The organism is Clostridia bacterium, from assembly GCA_017410375.1.
Lineage (GTDB): Bacteria > Bacillota > Clostridia > RGIG6154 > RGIG6154 > RGIG6154.
Window position 1 is genome coordinate 76,153 of sequence record JAFQQW010000053.1, and the last position, 17,422, is coordinate 93,574.

Annotated in this window: 18 protein-coding genes; 6 read left to right on the top strand and 12 right to left on the bottom strand. The window is 42.7% G+C overall.

The window, feature by feature from the left end:
* The first annotated feature begins 41 nt into the window (after positions 1-41).
* Entirely contained in the window at positions 42-848 is an 807-nt protein-coding gene (locus tag IJE10_08200; GenBank protein ID MBQ2968081.1) for an AraC family transcriptional regulator, read from the top strand.
* Positions 849-888: 40 nt separating this feature from the next.
* On the opposite strand, the gene IJE10_08205 is transcribed toward IJE10_08200, so the two are convergent.
* A complete protein-coding gene (locus tag IJE10_08205) occupies positions 889-1,713 on the bottom strand; it encodes a hypothetical protein (GenBank protein MBQ2968082.1) in 825 nt (274 codons plus the stop codon).
* Positions 1,714-1,884: 171 nt separating this feature from the next.
* Entirely contained in the window at positions 1,885-3,249 is a 1,365-nt protein-coding gene (locus tag IJE10_08210) for a citrate/2-methylcitrate synthase (protein MBQ2968083.1), read from the bottom strand.
* A gap of 128 nt (positions 3,250-3,377) precedes the next feature.
* Between IJE10_08210 and IJE10_08215 the strand changes: the two genes are divergently transcribed.
* Positions 3,378-4,082 (top strand): tRNA threonylcarbamoyladenosine dehydratase, encoded by a 705-nt coding sequence (locus IJE10_08215; GenBank protein MBQ2968084.1) that lies wholly within the window; start codon positions 3,378-3,380, stop codon positions 4,080-4,082.
* Between the two features lie 31 nt (positions 4,083-4,113).
* On the opposite strand, the gene IJE10_08220 is transcribed toward IJE10_08215, so the two are convergent.
* On the bottom strand, positions 4,114-5,304 hold the full coding sequence (locus IJE10_08220; GenBank protein MBQ2968085.1) for a dicarboxylate/amino acid:cation symporter: 1,191 nt from the start codon (positions 5,302-5,304) through the stop codon (positions 4,114-4,116).
* A 61-nt stretch (positions 5,305-5,365) separates the two neighbouring features.
* Complete coding sequence (locus tag IJE10_08225; protein ID MBQ2968086.1) at positions 5,366-5,680, bottom strand: GIY-YIG nuclease family protein; 315 nt, start codon at positions 5,678-5,680, stop codon at positions 5,366-5,368.
* Between the two features lie 51 nt (positions 5,681-5,731).
* Here IJE10_08225 and IJE10_08230 point away from each other — a divergent pair, with 51 nt between their 5' ends.
* Together IJE10_08230 and IJE10_08235 are read left to right on the top strand one after the other, a co-directional pair.
* Entirely contained in the window at positions 5,732-6,454 is a 723-nt protein-coding gene (locus IJE10_08230; protein MBQ2968087.1) for a DNA alkylation repair protein, read from the top strand.
* A 39-nt stretch (positions 6,455-6,493) separates the two neighbouring features.
* Positions 6,494-7,654: an amidohydrolase gene (locus tag IJE10_08235; protein ID MBQ2968088.1), complete on the top strand. Its 1,161-nt coding sequence runs from the start codon at positions 6,494-6,496 to the stop codon at positions 7,652-7,654.
* Between the two features lie 30 nt (positions 7,655-7,684).
* Here the strand turns inward: IJE10_08235 and IJE10_08240 are convergent, their stop codons facing one another.
* Positions 7,685-9,184, bottom strand: coding sequence for an N-acetylmuramoyl-L-alanine amidase (locus IJE10_08240; protein ID MBQ2968089.1), 1,500 nt, complete (start codon positions 9,182-9,184; stop codon positions 7,685-7,687).
* A gap of 136 nt (positions 9,185-9,320) precedes the next feature.
* Between IJE10_08240 and IJE10_08245 the strand changes: the two genes are divergently transcribed.
* Entirely contained in the window at positions 9,321-10,007 is a 687-nt protein-coding gene (locus IJE10_08245; protein ID MBQ2968090.1) for a biotin--[acetyl-CoA-carboxylase] ligase, read from the top strand.
* A gap of 11 nt (positions 10,008-10,018) precedes the next feature.
* Positions 10,019-11,584: a DUF4080 domain-containing protein gene (locus IJE10_08250; GenBank protein MBQ2968091.1), complete on the top strand. Its 1,566-nt coding sequence runs from the start codon at positions 10,019-10,021 to the stop codon at positions 11,582-11,584.
* On the opposite strand, the gene IJE10_08255 is transcribed toward IJE10_08250, so the two are convergent.
* The 7 genes from IJE10_08255 to IJE10_08285 are packed head-to-tail and all read right to left on the bottom strand — an operon-like array spanning position 11,556 to position 17,414.
* A complete protein-coding gene (locus IJE10_08255) occupies positions 11,556-12,482 on the bottom strand; it encodes a bifunctional riboflavin kinase/FAD synthetase (GenBank protein MBQ2968092.1) in 927 nt (308 codons plus the stop codon). The genes IJE10_08250 and IJE10_08255 overlap by 29 nt on opposite strands.
* On the bottom strand, positions 12,457-13,194 hold the full coding sequence (gene truB, locus IJE10_08260) for a tRNA pseudouridine(55) synthase TruB (GenBank protein MBQ2968093.1): 738 nt from the start codon (positions 13,192-13,194) through the stop codon (positions 12,457-12,459). The genes IJE10_08255 and truB overlap by 26 nt, the downstream gene beginning before the upstream one ends.
* Positions 13,191-14,147 (bottom strand): bifunctional oligoribonuclease/PAP phosphatase NrnA, encoded by a 957-nt coding sequence (locus IJE10_08265; GenBank protein MBQ2968094.1) that lies wholly within the window; start codon positions 14,145-14,147, stop codon positions 13,191-13,193. Before IJE10_08265 ends, truB begins: the two co-directional genes overlap by 4 nt.
* Positions 14,131-14,499, bottom strand: coding sequence for a 30S ribosome-binding factor RbfA (rbfA, locus tag IJE10_08270; protein MBQ2968095.1), 369 nt, complete (start codon positions 14,497-14,499; stop codon positions 14,131-14,133). The genes IJE10_08265 and rbfA overlap by 17 nt, the downstream gene beginning before the upstream one ends.
* 12 nt (positions 14,500-14,511) lie before the next feature.
* Positions 14,512-16,869, bottom strand: a complete 2,358-nt coding sequence (gene infB / locus IJE10_08275; protein ID MBQ2968096.1) for a translation initiation factor IF-2 — start codon at positions 16,867-16,869, stop codon at positions 14,512-14,514.
* The gene (locus tag IJE10_08280) at positions 16,870-17,163 is read right to left on the bottom strand and encodes a ribosomal L7Ae/L30e/S12e/Gadd45 family protein (protein ID MBQ2968097.1); all 294 of its coding nucleotides are present in this window, start codon (positions 17,161-17,163) and stop codon (positions 16,870-16,872) included.
* Positions 17,142-17,414, bottom strand: a complete 273-nt coding sequence (locus tag IJE10_08285) for a YlxR family protein (protein ID MBQ2968098.1) — start codon at positions 17,412-17,414, stop codon at positions 17,142-17,144. The genes IJE10_08280 and IJE10_08285 overlap by 22 nt, the downstream gene beginning before the upstream one ends.
* Positions 17,415-17,422 lie beyond the last annotated feature (8 nt).

The following is a 17,422-nucleotide window of genomic DNA, read 5'->3' on the forward strand; positions in this document are numbered from 1 at the left end:
AAACTTTATAATAAAAGGATTTTCACAGAAAGGAACAGTAAATGAAACAAGTAAAACCTCCGCTTATGACCAATATAAATGAATTGCCTGTCCATTTATTCATCATAGGCGGTACAGACAATCAAAAGCTTTGTAACCGACCTGCCGGCGCATGCCAATGGCACATTTTCTTTACTGCAAGCGGTGAAGGATCATTTTTTACCGCAAACAGCAAACATAAGCTTTCTACAAAAACGCTTATGCTTATCAAGCCCGGTGAAGCACACAAATATATGCCTCTTTCCCAAAAATGGGAAACCCGGTGGATACTGTTTTCCGGAAACAATATTGACAATCTCATGTCGGCACTCGGCATAACCGAAACCACAGCCATTACCGTTGAAGATGAGGGGCTGTTAAGCAAAAGCTTTCACAGTATATTCAGCATCTGTAAGAACAGCTATGATGCCATTACTGTTTCTCATCTGCTGTATTCGTTGCTTTGTGAAATTTCCAAATGGCATGCAAAAGAAAAGGAAGTCGTTTTATGTGATGCTGTCCAACGCGCTACCGATTATATGGCATGGAACTATAACAAAATTATAACATTAAACGAAATTGCAGATTTTTCACATGTTTCTCCCCAATATTTATGTCGGTTGTTTAAAAAACATTTTGATATGCGTCCATTTGAATATTTAAATAAAATCCGCGTTCAGCGCGCGCAGGAAATGCTGATGACTTCGAATAAAAAAATCAGCGAGATTGCGTCCCTTTGTTGCTTTGAGTCTCCTAGCTATTTTACAAAAACATTTAAAACGCATGCAGGCATTTCCCCGTCAGAATTTTCAAAATATTATAAAGAATAAAAAAACGCGGATAAAAATCCGCGTTTTTATGTACACTTTTTTAGAAAAGAACTGCTTTAAACTGTTCACAGTACTTACCGAAATCTTTAGAGAATTCAGCAGGCATGTGGTCACCAAACGAAAGACCGGTAATTGCCATAAGCACAACACAAACCTCAATAAAGAGAACGAGGAACGGAACAATTTCCAGAAGCTTTGCACTGCCTTTAAGGAAACCGATGTTGGAAAGCATACCGGAAAGGAGCCACAAAACAATACCTAATGCAATCAAGGTCAGAATAGTGAATACGTCAGATACATGGGTCGGATAAAGCAACGCCTGGTCTTCTTCAATATTCAGCTGTTTTACATTCTGGCTGTTTGCACTACGGATAGCAGCTTCATCTTCCTTAAATTTTGCTGAAATATTAGATTCGCTGTTGAAAACAGGATCAATCTTGCCATCCATTGTTTTCTGAATAGTTGAAATTTTAGAATCATAACGCTTAGAAATATCAGCCTTTTCCTTTTCGCTGGTGACACCTTTCAGTGCTGCTGCTTTTTCTTTTTCAGCCTGTTCAATCATAGGCAGATATTCTTCAGGTACTTCAGGCATATTTTTTTCAATCCATGCCTGTCTGTCAGCGTTGAACTGCTTGGTCAGTTCCTGAATTTGTGCACTGCTGGAAGCATTGCTTTCTGCAATTTTCTGTGTATAGAATTCTGTAACATTATCAATTGTAATTCCTGCTTTAATTGCTGCAACAAAACATACTACTGCCAAAATTGCCGCAATAACAATCAGTGTAATCCGAACTTTAGATGCACCTTTTACTGTTTTGGGCGCTTTAATTTGTGTTTTTTTTGTTTCGCTACTCTTTGCCATATTTATTCTCCTTTTTGATTCATGCTGCGTGTTGCCTGATTCCGTCGCGGAAATTTGGGCAGACTTATAGCATAACACTTTTTTCTATATTATAGACCATTTAGAAAAAAAAGTCAATACTTTTATCTACATTTTTACACATATATTTTACATATTTTTCATTTTCGATCGTTATCTTTCGGATAGTGGCACATAAACACGCGGTTCCACAACAGATTTATATGCAGGACGGATAATTTTGTTGCCGTTGACCAGTTCCTCTATACGATGCGCACTCCACCCCGCAATTCGCGCCACGGCAAATATCGGCGTATAAAGCTCGGGCGGTAAATCCAACATGGAATACACAAAACCGCTGTAAAAATCAATGTTGGGGCTTACGCCCTTGTAAATCTTGCGTTTGGCACAGATGGCTTCTTTGGCAAGCCGTTCCACACGCATATACAGCGCGCATTCTTCTTCCTTCCCTTTTTCTTTGGAAAGAACGCCTACATATTTTTTCAAAGCGTTTGCACGGGGATCCGACAGCGAATACACCGCATGTCCCATTCCATAAATCAAACCGCTCTTATCAAAAGCTTCTTTATTTAACAGCGCGTCTAAGTAGCTTCGGATTTCCTCTTCATCCGCCCAGTCTTTAACGTGCTTTTTCATATCTGCAAACATTTCTGTTACCTTAATGTTTGCGCCGCCATGCTTAGGTCCTTTCAAAGAACAAAGAGATGCCGCCATAGAAGAATAGGTATCTGTCCCCGAAGATGTCACCACATGCGTTGTAAAGGTCGAGTTGTTACCACCGCCATGCTCGGCATGAAGCACCAGTGCTAAGTCTAAAAGCTTTGCTTCTAAAGGCGTGTATTTTCCGTCATGTCTTAAAAGACGCAAAACGTTTTCAGCCGTGGAAAGCTTAGGGTCCGGATGCCGGATTACAAGACTTTTATGCCTTGTGTAATGATTATATGCCTGATACGCATAAACCGAAAGAATCGGAAAGTTTGAAATCAGCTGAATACATTGACGCAAAACATTCGGCAGACTGGTATCGTTTGCATTTTTGTCATATCCGTAAAGGGTCAATACACTTCTTGCCATGGAATTCATCACATCCGCGCTGGTTGCCTTCATAATAACATCCCGCACGAAATTCGTGGGCAATTTTCTGTAATGCACCAAAAGCTTATCAAAATCTTCCAGTTGCTTTTTATTCGGCAACGCGCCAAACAGCAAAAGATATACGGTTTCTTCAAAACCGAAACGGTCATCCTGCTCAAAGCCGTTTATAATATCATTGATGTTGATGCCACGATAAAAAAGCTCGCCTTCTATCGGCACCTGTTTTCCGTCAACAGTTTTAAATGCATTCACGGTCGATATTTCGGTAAGTCCTGTTACGACACCTTTGCCATCTAAATCACGAAGTCCTCGTTTCACCTGATGTGTTGCGTAAAGTGCCGGGTCGATTGCTCCATTTGCTATACACTTATCCGCAAGTGCATAAATTTCCGGTGTGATTGCTGAGTAGCTCTGTGCAGACAATTGTTTTTCTCTCCTTTTCCATAAATTTTTCTCATTTTTATTATACTCGATTTCTACGAATAAATCAAGTTGAATTTTTTCGCAGAATATGTTATAATAATTGCAGTTCTACAAAGGGGGTTATAATTTTGGCAGAACGTTTTATGCGAACCGAAGCAATTTTCGGAAAAGAAAATATGGATAAATTGCAAAACGCCCATGTTTTAGTATTCGGCATAGGCGGTGTGGGCGGTTACGCTGTAGAAGCACTTGTAAGAAGCGGTATCGGCACGATTGGCATTGTGGACAACGACAGAGTTGCAAAAAGTAATTTAAACCGCCAGATTATTGCAGACGAAACTACAATCGACATGTATAAAACCGATGTGGCAGAAGAACGTATTAAAAAAATCAATCCTAGGTGCAATGTGCACAAATACAATGTATTCTATATGCCGGATTGTAAGAACATCCCCTTTGAAAATTATGATTACGTTGTAGACGCCATTGATACGGTAACTGCAAAAATTGACATCATCCAAAAATGTAAAGCTTTAAATATTCCTGTTATTTCCTCTATGGGTACCGGCAACAAAACAGACCCCACTAAATTGCAGGTCACAGATATTCAAAAAACCTCTTTCTGTCCCCTTGCAAGAGTGATGCGCCATGAGCTAAAAAAGCGGAGCATTAAAAACGTCAAGGTAGTCTACTCCACAGAAGAGCCCATCTCTAAAACGGTTGAAGGTGAGCGTCAGGAAAGACATACGCCCGGAAGCTTTATGCCCGTTCCTGCAACTGCAGGCTTAATCATAGCCGCTGAAGTCATAAAAGATATCATTCATAAAACATAAAAGTAACCGCACCGAATCGGTGCGGTTACTTTTATGTTTTGTTTCGGGGAGACAGAAAAAGTGCACAAGCACCGTCTCCCAACACATTCACTGCCGTTCTTCCCATATCCAGCACCCTGTCAATGCCCGCAACCAACGCCACACCCTCTATCGGAAGTCCGACACTTTCCAATGCCGCCGCAAGCATAATCATCCCTGCACCGGGTACACCTGCAGTCCCGATAGACATAACGGTAGCACTTACCGTTACAATCACACATTGGGCAACCGTCAGTTCCAATCCGTAGCAGGCGGCAATAAAGCTGACACATACCCCTTGATAAATACCCGTGCCGTCCATATTTAAAGTCGCACCCAAGGGAATCACAAAGTCGCGGACACTTTGCTTGGCACCGAGCTTTTCTGTGCACTTTAAATTCTGAGAGATTGCACTGACCGAAGAGGCGGACGAAAACGCAAGCATTGTTGCCGGTAACATTCCTTTCAGAAAGCGTAAGGGTGAAATTTTTTGTTTGCTGAATACAATAGGAATATACACCAGCAATACATGTAAGAGAAAAGACAGATACACACATGCAATCAGCATCAAGAGGTTGCCGAGTATCTGTATTCCGGTCTGCACCACCATAAGTGCCACCAGCGAAAACACGCCGATTGGCGAAAGGGAAATAATCATTTCCATAACGCGTACAGATAATGTTTCTAATTTCTGCACGCCCGATAGCCCCGGATGACTCGGAACCGTTAACATGGCGACACCGAAAAAAACAGCTGCCACAATCACCTGTAACATATCTCCTGCTGCAAAGGCAGATACTAAATTTGACGGAAATGCGTTTATAAAGGTATCCGAAATATCCATAGAAACATTCCCGTTCCAGGATATATTTTCCGTTTGAAGTCTGCCGAACAAAGGGTTAAAAAGCTGCGCAAGAATCAAGCCGATTATCACCGCAACCGCTGTAGTAAGCAGATAAAAAACCACCGTTCTTCCACCCAAAAGCTTTACCTCGCGCACGTCCTTCATGGATGTGATGCCCGAAATGATTGTCAGAAACACCAAAGGTGTTGCAATAAACCGAATGAGATTCAAAAACACTGTTCCTAACGGTTTTACATAAAGGTTTGCAAAATTTGGGTAGTTGGTAAGATAGGCACCTGCCAGAACCCCTAAAAGCATGCTGAACAAAATTTTTATCGGAAAAGAAAACTTTAATTTCATGTAAATCACCCGATACTCATTTTGTGAATTTTTTTACTTTTAAAACTGAAAAAGATGCCCATCAAGACATCTTTTTCCCGTAATACACATACTTTTCCAATTCAATTTTTCCCTGTAACACAGACAAATCCGAATCTGAAATCAGTTTTTCCTTTTGTGCTTTAGTAAGCTTTTTGGTCCAATATTCAAGCTTGGAAGCAGACTGTCTGTCCTCAGTTTTAAAAATACACTCCATCCCAAGTGCAGTTTTCCCTCGGGTATATTTTGCACCTTTTCCGTTTTTTGAAATATGCTCGCGCAGTCTGCGTTCAACATCCGTGGTAATTCCCGTATACAAAGACCCATCAGCGCAACGCAATATATAAATAAAATACATATGCCGAACCCACCTTTTAATACAGTATAGCATAACTAAAACCAAATTGCAATGGACAAGACAAGAATTGTGTGGTATACTTTTTCCGAGGTGAATATTATGCTGAAAACGCAACTTTTTGCAATGCAGGATATAAAATACCGGGATTTTCACGCAAAGCTGATGCCGACCGTTTCAAAGGACCGTGTCATTGGCATCCGTGTACCCGTGCTCCGGAAATTTTCAAAAGAATTTTTCAAAACAGAACGTGCAACGTCCTTTTTAGACACCCTGCCCCACACCTACTTTGAAGAAGATAACGTGCATGCATTCTTAATTGAACAAATCAAAGATTTCAATTTGTGCATTCAAAAAACAGAGGCTTTTTTACCGTTTATTGACAACTGGGCAACCTGTGACATGTTAAGACCTAAGGTTTTCAAAAAACACAAAAAGGAACTTTTGCCTTATGTCCTGCGCTGGTTAAAAAGCAATAAAACCTATACGGTACGCTTCGGCATTGGTATGCTTTTAAGCTTTTATCTGTCCGAAGATTTTGACCCGTCTTTCCTGAAAGAAGTAAGCAAAATACAATCGGACGAGTATTATATAAACATGATGATTGCCTGGTATTTCGCAACAGCACTCGCCTTGCAGTATGAACATACAATTCCCTATCTTGCGGAGAAAAAGCTTCCTTTGTTTGTGCACAACAAAACCATTCAGAAAGCCATCGAAAGCTACCGCCTTTCAAAAGAAACAAAGGACTACTTAAGAACATTAAAAATAAAATAAGTGTTTTTGAGCAGACTACTCTGTAAAAGGAGTGGTCATATGGAATTTAAAGAAGCACTTACACTAAAAGCAGAATTAACCAAGCACCGCCGTCATTTGCACGAAAATCCCGAAATCGGCTTTTCGTTAGACGAAACAAAAGCATACGTTTTAAACGTATTGAAAGAATATGGCTATGCGCCAACGCCTTGCGGAAAATGCGGTATAACCGCCACCGTCGGAAAAGGAGAAAAATGCATTTTACTGCGTGCGGATATGGACGCTCTGCCTATATCGGAGCAGACAAATCTACCATATAAATCCAAAAAAGAAAACCAAATGCACGCCTGCGGGCACGATATGCACACCGCCATGCTTTTAGGCGCCGCAAAGTTGTTAAAAGCAAATGAAGATGTGCTTAAAGGCACGGTCAAGCTGATGTTTCAACCTGCTGAAGAAATACTGAGCGGTGCAAAGGACATGATCAAAAACGGCGTGCTGGAAAATCCAAAGCCAGATTGTGCACTTATGATTCATGTAAGCACAGGTTTGCCCCAAAAAGCAGGTACAATTATTATTTCTGCACCGGGAACTGTCGCCCCTTCTGCCGATCATTTTGAAATCACCGTAACCGGAAAGGGATGCCACGGGTCAACACCTCAAAACGGAACCGACCCCATTTTGGCAGGCGCACATATTTTGTCGGCGGTCAGCGCATTGCAAACCCGCGAATTTTCAGGTACACCCATTACCCTGACCTTTGGAAGCTTTCGCGCAGGCAACTGCGCAAATGCAATTCCCGAAACCGCAACCTTAAGCGGAACACTGCGCATGTTTGATGAACCGGAAAGAGTGCAATTCAAAGCAAGACTTACAACTATGGTACAGGACTTAGCCAAAAGCTTTGGTACAACCGCATCCGTAAATTTCTTTGCAGGCTGTCCATCGCTGATTTGCGATGAAAAACTCGCAACACTTGGTCTTAAAATATTTCCAAACAGTATAAATGCCGGCAGTTTTCCGAAAAAAGCCAGCGGGTCAGAGGATTTTGCATATATCAGCCATCAAACACCGTCACTTTTAATCAACATTGCCGCCGGGGATAGCAGAAACGGTTTTTCCCATCCCCTGCACAACGCAAAAACTACATTTGACGAATCCGCTTTGCCTGTCGGGAGCTTTGTGTATGCAAAATTTGCCGAAAGTTATTTAAGAGAATAAAAAATCTGCTTGAAATTCAAGCAGATTTTTTTATTGAACTTTTTGAATTACCTTCAACACGGCATCACAAATACCTTTAGCGGCAGAATTGATAAAATTATCATCAAGCTGTCGCGAAAGATCCTCCTGGCAGGACATAAAGGATATTTCTAAGATTAATGACGGCATCTCTGCCTGGTTGATTACAACGTAGCGATTGTTATCAATCACACCTGCACGGCGGAGTCCCGTCTCCTCGGTAATTTCATCGTAGAAAATGTTCGCAACCTCTTTATTTGTAATATTGGAATACTTCGGGGTCGAGTCCGAAAAATAAACCTGTGTTCCGCTGACAGACGGATTGCTTGATGCATTGTTATGCACACTTAAGAACAAATCGGCTCCAAGTCCGTTTGCTTCACGCGGGCGGTCATACAAACCGACATGTGCGTCTGTAGAACGGGAAATATAGGTTTTCACGCCGTTCGCTTCCAAATACTCCTTTGCCTTGAGCGCAATTTTAAGATTGGTTGTTTTTTCATAGATGGTTATTTTTTCGCCGTCATCGGGAGAGATATATTCCCCAACAGCACCAACATCGCTGCCACCGTGACCGGGATCCAAATACACCGCAAAGGTACCGGGATCCACATCTCCAATCACATCTCCCTGCGAAGGGTTGTCTGATGCAGAATAAGTCAACGTGATAACATAATCATCGCCGTTCGTACTTTTGGAAACCGTGTAACCGGTTGCGGACGAAAGATCTAAAACCGCACGTGCAGTTGTGGGATCAAACTGTCCGAGGCGTACCGTTTTGAGCAGCCCTTTCCCGAGCGTTACTGTGCTTGAGGTCGCAGATATGCGTGTTTCATCAAAATCAAAAACCAGTCTTGTCGGGTTGGAAAGTGTCATGGTTGAAGCCTTTGCTTTTCCCACCCCTTTTAAAGTAATAACCGACTTTTCTGCGCTGTCCTCCGACTGAACTGCGGTCAGATAATGGCTGTATTCGTATGAAGGCGTTTCAGGCTCCGGTGTCGGTTCAGGTTCAGGTGTGGGTGTCGGCTCCGGTGCAGGCTCAGGCTCCGGTGTAGGAACCGGCGTCGGTAAAGGGTCGGGTGTCGTTGCAGGAGAAAGCAAATCTACAATATAATTCACAGCATCCCATTTAACCGTAAAGCCTAAGTTTTCCGCCACAAAGCGCACCGGAATAAATGTTCTGTCCTCTACGATGGTTGCAGGCGCATCCAATGTTTTTTGCACGCCGTCTATTTTTGCAACGTTATTATCAATCTGTAATACAATTACATGACCGGCATAATCAATGGTAACCTGCCGTTCTGCATCGGACCAGGACACGTTTGCTCCTAAATCCTCAAACAGTGCGCGGACAGGAATCATTGTACGGTCATTTATAATACGCGGTTCCACATCGGTGGGCACCGACTCAAAATCCAATCGTAAAATAACGCTTTTGGCTGATGCTGTTACACCACAAAAGCATGAAAAAAGCATTACAATCGCGAGAATTGTCGCGATATACCGTCTCATTGGAATCGCCTCCTTTTATTTGGGTTTATACATATAGTATAACAGATTTTTCGAGAAATTTCAACACGTATTGTAAAAATAACATTGCAAAATTATTAAAACTATGTTAAGATGTCATTAATGAAAGGAGTGTCTTATGCAAAAGATTCACTTTGAAATCATAGATTCGACCAATACTTATGGCAAAAGCATACTGCGAAGTGGCAATTTTCAATGCCCCACTCTGATTACGGCGACCAGGCAGACCGGTGGTCGTGGCAGAAATAATCGTAGCTTTTTCTCAGAAGGGGGACTTTATATGTCCTTGCTGTTAGACAGCCACAACCCGACATTTCCAATCACCTGTGCCGCTGCCGTTGCTGTAAAACAATGCATTTTTGAAGTTTATGGCATAGACCTTTCCATAAAATGGGTCAACGATTTGTTCTATAACCATAAAAAAGTCTGCGGCATCTTAACCGAAGCGGTTACGGACGAAAACAGCATTCTCAAAGGTTTTGTTTGCGGTATCGGTTTAAACACCCAAAATACCGTACTCCCCGATCCTTTAAAAGAAATCGCGACCACCCTGCCCGTTCCCAAAGAAGGTCTTGCAGAAAAAATTGCAGAAAAAATTCTTACATTTTATCGGTCGGACTACCCGGTTATGCCCCTTTACAAAGAGGGATTGTTACTAAATCTTAAAGTCAACGCCTATCAAAACGATGCATTTTTGTTTTCGGGCACTGCCGTTGACATCAACGAAAACGGAAACCTGCTTGTAGAGACAGAAGATGGACTTCAAACCCTTACCTCGGGAGAAATCAGCATTAAACTGTCATAACGGAGAAAATCATGAGAAATTTACTGTTAATCGGAATTAATTCAAAATATACCCATTCCAATCTGGCAATCCGCTACATGCGCGCCTTTGCCAATGTGCCTATCGTCGAATACACAATAAACGACGATATATTTACAGTATACAGAAAAATGCTGGAATTTGACACAGAATTCTTTTGCTTTTCGGTGTATATCTGGAATGTTGATTTTGTAAAACGGCTTTGTGAAATGCTTTTTACCGCCAGGCCGGAAATTAAAATTATATTCGGCGGTCCGGAAGCCGGCTACGACAAGACGCATCTGTTTCAAAGCTGTCCTTGGCTGTTCGGCATCATCACAGGTGAAGGTGAGGAAGCCATAAAAGCATTAGCAGACGGCAAGCCTTTTTCTTTGATTCCGAACCTTTCCTATCGTAAAGAGAACGGCATTGAAGAAAATGCTTTGGAAAAATGTGATTTAAGCAAGCTTGTGTTCCCTTATACAAAGGAAGAACTTTCCACAACCTTAAAGAACAAAATCCTGTACTTTGAAACGGCACGCGGTTGTCTGTTCCGTTGTGCCTACTGTTTGTCCTCCGCCGAAGGGAAAACAAGGTTTTTCCCCATGGAATATGTAAAGCAGGGACTTATGTTTTTTATGGAAAACAAGGCACCGCTTGTTAAGTTTGTGGACCGGACCTTTAACGAGAATAATGAACGTGCTTTGGAAATCATCCAATTTATTTTAGAGCACAATCAATGCACCCGCTTTCATTTTGAGGTTGCACCACAGCTTTTAACCGATGATTTTATCCGTCTTTGTGCAAGGTCACCCGAGACCTTTCAGTTCGAAATGGGCATCCAGACCACAAACAAAGAAACCATGCTTGCAATTCACCGCCCGTACGAACCTGAAAAGACAGCAGAAAAAATTAAAAAAATCCCTGCTTCTATTCATCAGCATCTGGATTTAATTGCAGGATTGCCCCTCGAGACCTTAGAAAGCATTGCAGACGGCTTTAATTTTGTGTATGCTCTAAAACCCCACATGCTTCAGCTTGGCTTTTTAAAACTTTTAAAACACACAAAAATGTATGACATGGCAAAGGATTACAATATCCGTACCACTACATTTCCGCCCTTTGAGGTGCTTTCTACCGACAGCATGTCTGCTTCAGATATCATTTTACTAAAAAAGGTAGAAAATGCGGTCGACCGGATTTACAACTCGGGTGCATTCTCTGAAACAATTGCGCTGTTAAATCCCGAAAATCCTTTTGTGTTTTACAAACAGCTTGGCGAAGATTTGTATCGGGAAGAATTTGAAGCACCCATGTCCCGAAACGATTTATATGTTTTTATGTACAAGCATTTTCCGGAGCATAAAAAAAGCCTTGTAATTGATTTTTTGAAAAACAATTACAAAGCTAAATTGCCTGAAATATTTACAGACGAATATCCTGATGCAAAGCAGTTGCACAAAAAACTCTCTAAGTCAGACACCTTCAAGGACATAAAATTCCGACTGGTGTTTGCCGCAGACAGTGTGTTTGCAATTTCTGAAAACTGCGTTACAGAGATTGATTTAAGTACGCTTTAGCCTGCGCGCAGTCAAGAGCAATCTGCGCTTTCAGTTCATCTAAGCCTGAGAACCGTTTTTCGGTTCTCAGTTGTTTTTTTAACGAAACTTTTGCCTGCATGCCGTAAAAATTCTTGCACACACCAAACAGATGCGTTTCAATAAGCGGTCTGTCTGCACCAACTGTCGGTTTTAACCCAACATTGGAAACACCATGATACAAAACACCGTCAATTTCGGTAACCGATGCATATACACCGTAAACCGGCAGAATCTGTTCCGCGTTTACCGCAATATTGATGGTGGGAAATCCGATGGTGTCACCAATATGATTGCCGTGCACCACCTCACCCATTACAAAAAAGTCGTAGCCCAGCATACGGTTTGCCTGCTCCATGTTTCCTGCAGAAATATATTCCCGAATCTGCGTGCTGGACAGCAAAACGCCATCTTCGTACATAAGCGGTAAAACCATAACTTCGATGCCCTCTTTGGCACAAAGCGCTTTTAAAAGGTCGGTATTCCCTACGCCTTTAACACCAAAAGAGTAATGCGAGCCAACCACCACTAAGCTTGCTTTTAACATCTCCTTTAAAATTTGTTTAACAAACACTTCGGGTGCTTTTGCTAAGAAAGCTTCGTCCGCATCCTGCAAAAGCAGATAATCCGGCTTTAATTTTTCCAAAAGCACTGCCTTTTTGGCTTCGGTATGGGTAATAACTTTACTTAAATCACCAAACACCGTTTTGTGATGCTTAGCAAAGGTATATACAGCACTTTTTACCCCTCTTTCTTGGGCCTGTTCTATACAGGTTGCAATGACCTTCTGATGGCCTTTATGTATGCCGTCAAAATTACCCAGTGCAATGCAACCGTTTTCAAAAGGTACCGATTCACTCGGCAACCGTATTGTTTTCATGTTGTATCTCCTCTAAAACGGTTTCGGGTGCAATCAATACACCCTCTAATGCATTCTGTTTATAAAGCTCTTCAAATTTTTCTAAAGTTACCGCGCTGTCCAGGGTGAACCGACCGCATTTATTACGCTCTAAAGCAGTCATATGCGCAAAGGTTCCCAAAGCTTTTCCGATATCCGAACAAAGGGTTCTGATATATGTGCCTTTGGAACAGTCCACCTGTAATTCCAGCTGACCTTTTTCCAAATCCATGTGTAAAAGTTCAATGTTGAATATGCAGATTTTACGCGGTTTGCGCTCTACTTCAATCCCTTTTCGGGCAAGATTATAAAGCTTCTGTCCATTAATTTTTATGGCAGAATACATGGGCGGAATCTGCTCCTGCTCTCCCAAAAAAGATTTTAAGACCGTAAGAACCGCCTCTTTGGTCACATGGTCAAAGGGCTTTTGTTCCAAAACTTCGCCCTCGCTGTCCTGGGTGTTGGTTTCCGCACCCAACTGAACCGTTGCTCTATACCCCTTGTTACCATCCATAATCATCTGGGAAAGCTTTGTTGCCTCTCTGCCGATACAAATGGGCAAAACACCCGTAGCAAGCGGATCCAAAGTCCCTGTATGCCCTACTTTTTTAATGCCTGTAATTCTGCGAATCACCGCAACGGCAAAGTGTGAGCTTCTGCCCTGCGGTTTATTTATGTTTACAATTCCTGTCAAATCCATTCCTCCAATGCTTTCAGCACGGTGTTTTTTGTATCCTCCATAGACGTATGGAAGGTACAGCCGGCAGCTCTTGTGTGACCGCCACCGCCAAATGCGCCCAAAAGCTTTGCCGCATCCACATAAGAACATGTGCGCATGCTAACCTTGACACTATCCTCATAGGTTTTCAGCAAAAACGCCACCTCTGTACCGTCTACCGAGCGCAACACATCAATTAATCCTTCTGTATCCTCTTTGGTTGCACCAATTTCAGAAAGTGCCGCATCGTCAATTAACGCATAGGTCACTTTCCCGTCAAATGCCTGTTGCATAACGTCAATAATATATGCGCGTGCCTTTAAAGCAGATTTGCTTTCGGTTTGAAACAATTTGCGGTTGAAAAAGCCGTAATCTGCACCGTATTCCATAAGGCGTGCCGCATACCGATGGGTATCGGGCGACGTATTGGTATGACAAAAACAGCCTGTATCCGAGGCAATAGAGCCATAAATCAGAGAAGCCGAAATCTTATCCCATTCAAAGCCCATCTCCTCACAGAGCAAATAAAGAATCTCGCCTGTTGAAGAAGCTTTAGGCAGAATCAAATTATAAGTTGCAAAAGCAGGATTACTCACATGGTGGTCAATGTTAAATGTAGTGTCAGCCTTTTCATAAAGCGCCTGATATCTGCCCAGACGATGCAGCTCTGCGCAATCTAAAGACAGACACACCGCATGCGTTGTATCCTCAGCCGGCACATCTGTATAAAAGACATCCCCATAAAGGTCCGCCATAAACTGCAGACGTTTCGGAACATTCCCTGCCACATAAACAGTAACACTTTTTCCCATTTTCTTCAAAATATGGGCAAAACCGAACAGAGAGCCTAAAGCATCTCCGTCCGGTACAATATGTGCAAATAGAGCAATGTTTTGCTGTGCCTTTAAGGCATCAATCATCTTGTTCATCCTTTGCCCCCGTATTCAAATTTTCAAGCACTTTATTGATGTGTGCACCATAAGCAATAGAACTGTCATGCACAAAGGTAAATTGCGGTGTGTAGCGCAAATTCAATCGCGCACCAACTTCACGGCGCACAAAGGATGCCGCACCGTTTAAAGCCTTCATAGCATCAGTTGCCTTGCTTTCGTCCCCTAAAATAGAGATATGTGCTTTTGCAAAACGCAGGTCACGGGTTACCTCTACCATAACCACAGATAACATTAAACCATCCAGTCTTGGGTCTTTCAAAGCAGAAATAATCGCAGAAAGCTCCCGCTTCATTTCTTCATCAATTTTTTGCTGTCTGAATTTAGCCAATTTTATTTCTCCTTATTGTTTAACTTCTTCCATAATAAAGCTTTCAATTACGTCGCCTTCCTTGATATCGTTATAGTTTTCGATACCTAAACCGCATTCGTAACCGCTCATAACCTCTTTCACGTCATCTTTGAAGCGCTTTAAGGAATTCAGAACGCCTTCATGAATAACAATACTGTCGCGAACAATACGAACCTGCGAGTTTCTGGAAATTTTACCGTCGGTTACATAAGAACCACCGATGGTACCAACACCCGAAACCTTAAAGGTCTGACGAATTTCTGCATGACCGAGTACAACTTCCTTGAACTTAGGATCAAGCATACCCTTCATAGCCGCTTCAATTTCTTCAATCGCATCATAAATAATGCGGTACAGTCTGATTTCTACTTCTGCACGTTCTGCGGATGCTATTGCATTGGCATCGGGGCGAACGTTAAAGCCTACAATAATTGCGTTGGATGCAGAAGCCAGCATAATATCCGATTCGTTTACGCCGCCTACACCACCATGAATAACGCGAACGCGTACTTCTTCGTTGGAGATTTTTTCCAGCGACTGTTTTACCGCTTCCACAGAGCCCTGAACGTCTGCCTTAACAATGATGTTAAGTTCCTTCATCTTACCTTCTTCAATCTGGCTGAACAAGGAATCAAGAGAAGCCTTCTGTGCGGAAGCCAAAGCTTCTGCCTTTGCTTTGTTCACACGTTCTTCTGCAACTTCACGTGCTTTCTTTTCGTCTTCCACTACATAGAACGGGTCACCGCCATCCGGAACGGAGGACATACCCAAAATTTCAACCGGAACAGAAGGACCTGCTTCATCTACACGCTTGCCCTTATCATCAATCATGGCACGAACGCGACCAACGCTTGTGCCGGCAACCAAAACGTCGCCCACGCGAAGTGTACCGTTCTGTACCAAAACGGTTGCAACTGCACCACGGCCTTTATCCAGCTTGGATTCGATAACCGTACCGCGAGCCTGACGGTTCGGGTTTGCTTTAAGCTCGCCCATATCTGCCACCAGCAGAACCGTTTCTAACAACTCATCTACATTGGTACCGTGCTTTGCAGATACATTTACGCAGATGGTGTCACCACCCCATTCTTCAGGGATAATGCCGTGTTCGGTCAATTCCTGACGTACGCGCTCGGGATTTGCTCCTTCTTTATCAATCTTATTAATTGCTACAATCACACTGATATTCGCCGCTTTTGCATGGTTGATTGCTTCAATAGTCTGGGGCATAATACCATCGTCTGCGGCAACAACCAAGATGGCAATATCGGTTACCTGTGCACCACGGGCACGCATTGCAGTAAACGCTTCATGACCGGGAGTATCCAGGAAAGTAATATCTCTGCCTTTTAAATGTACTCTGTACGCACCGATATGCTGGGTAATACCACCGGCTTCCCCTGCAGTTACGTTTGCATGACGGATATAGTCCAAAAGACTGGTTTTACCGTGGTCAACGTGACCCATAACCACAACAACGGGAGAACGGGGCAAGAGATCCTCTTCTCTGTCCTCTAAGTCCATCATGATGGATTCTTCTGCGGTAATAATAACTTCCTTCTTAACGGTAACGTCAAATTCTTCCGCAACGATACAAGCGGTATCGAAATCAATCATGTCGCTGACTGCTGCCATCATTCCAAGGCTCATCAGCTTTTTGATTACATCTACAGCGGTTTTCTTCATGCGGGAAGCCAACTCGCCTACAGAAATTTCGTCCGGAACCTCGATTTCCAGTTTAACCTGGGGCATTTCTTTCTTCACATGCTGCTGCATCTTATTGAATTTATCTTTTTTGCCCTGGAATTTGTTACTGTTGCCTTTTTTGATTTTCTGCTTATTCTGCATATTATCCTTAAAGCGACCTGCAACCATTTCTTCTTCAATTCTGTCGCGTTTTTCGATACGATTCACGTCAACCGCTTCGGAACGGGTGTTTACCACAACTGCAACACGTTCCTGCTTCGGCTTATCGGATTTCTGCTTCGGCTGTTTTTCTCTTTTCTGGAAAGGCTGCGGATTGGAAGGCTTCTTTTCCTTCTTTTCTGCAGGCTTTTCTTCCGCCTTTGCTTCCGGCTGCTTTGCCGGCTCTGCCTTAACCTCCGGAGCAGGTTCTTCTTTTTTGGGTTCTGCCGGCTTTTCGGTTACCGGTTTTTCAGGGATGCTGAATGCATCACCGGTATCCTTTGCCTGGGTCAGCACTTCAAAAATCATATCCAACTGTCTTTCCTCCAGTACGGTTGCATGACTCTTAATCTGGATATCAAATTTTGCCAGTGCTTCAATAATATTTTTACTGCTGATGTCTAAATTTTTTGCAAGTTCATTTACTTTGATTTTTTCGAGCATTTATACTTCCTCACTTTCCTGTATAGCCTTTGCAAGGCCTGCATCACAAACAACGCAAACGCTCCGATATTCTTTGCCGGTAAACTTTCCTAACGTTTCTTTATCCTGAACGTAGAGCACCGGCAGATTATAGGCACAAAACTGCTTTTTTGTGCTGTCCGCCGCATCCTCTGCCAGGATAATCAGCTTTGCTTTATTCCGGCGGATGGCTTTTTCGCACAAGTCAAGACCGGTAATCACTTTTCCTGCACGTGCGGCAAGCCCAAGCATTCTTAATTTTTTGTTTTGCTCCATAGCGCAAGCTCCTCATAAAGCTTATTGAATTCATCTTCCGAAAGTGCACGGCGAAATGCTTTGTTTAAAGCCTTTCCCTTTACGCTTTTTCGCAAACATTCTTCGCTACATACATAAGCGCCTCTGCCACCTGCTTTCCCCGTAAAATCCGTCTGTATTACATCTTCTTTTAAACAAATGCGTAAAAGAGCGGATTTATGCAACATACTGCGGCAGCCTGTGCACATTCTGAAATGGACTTTGTCGTTCATATATACCT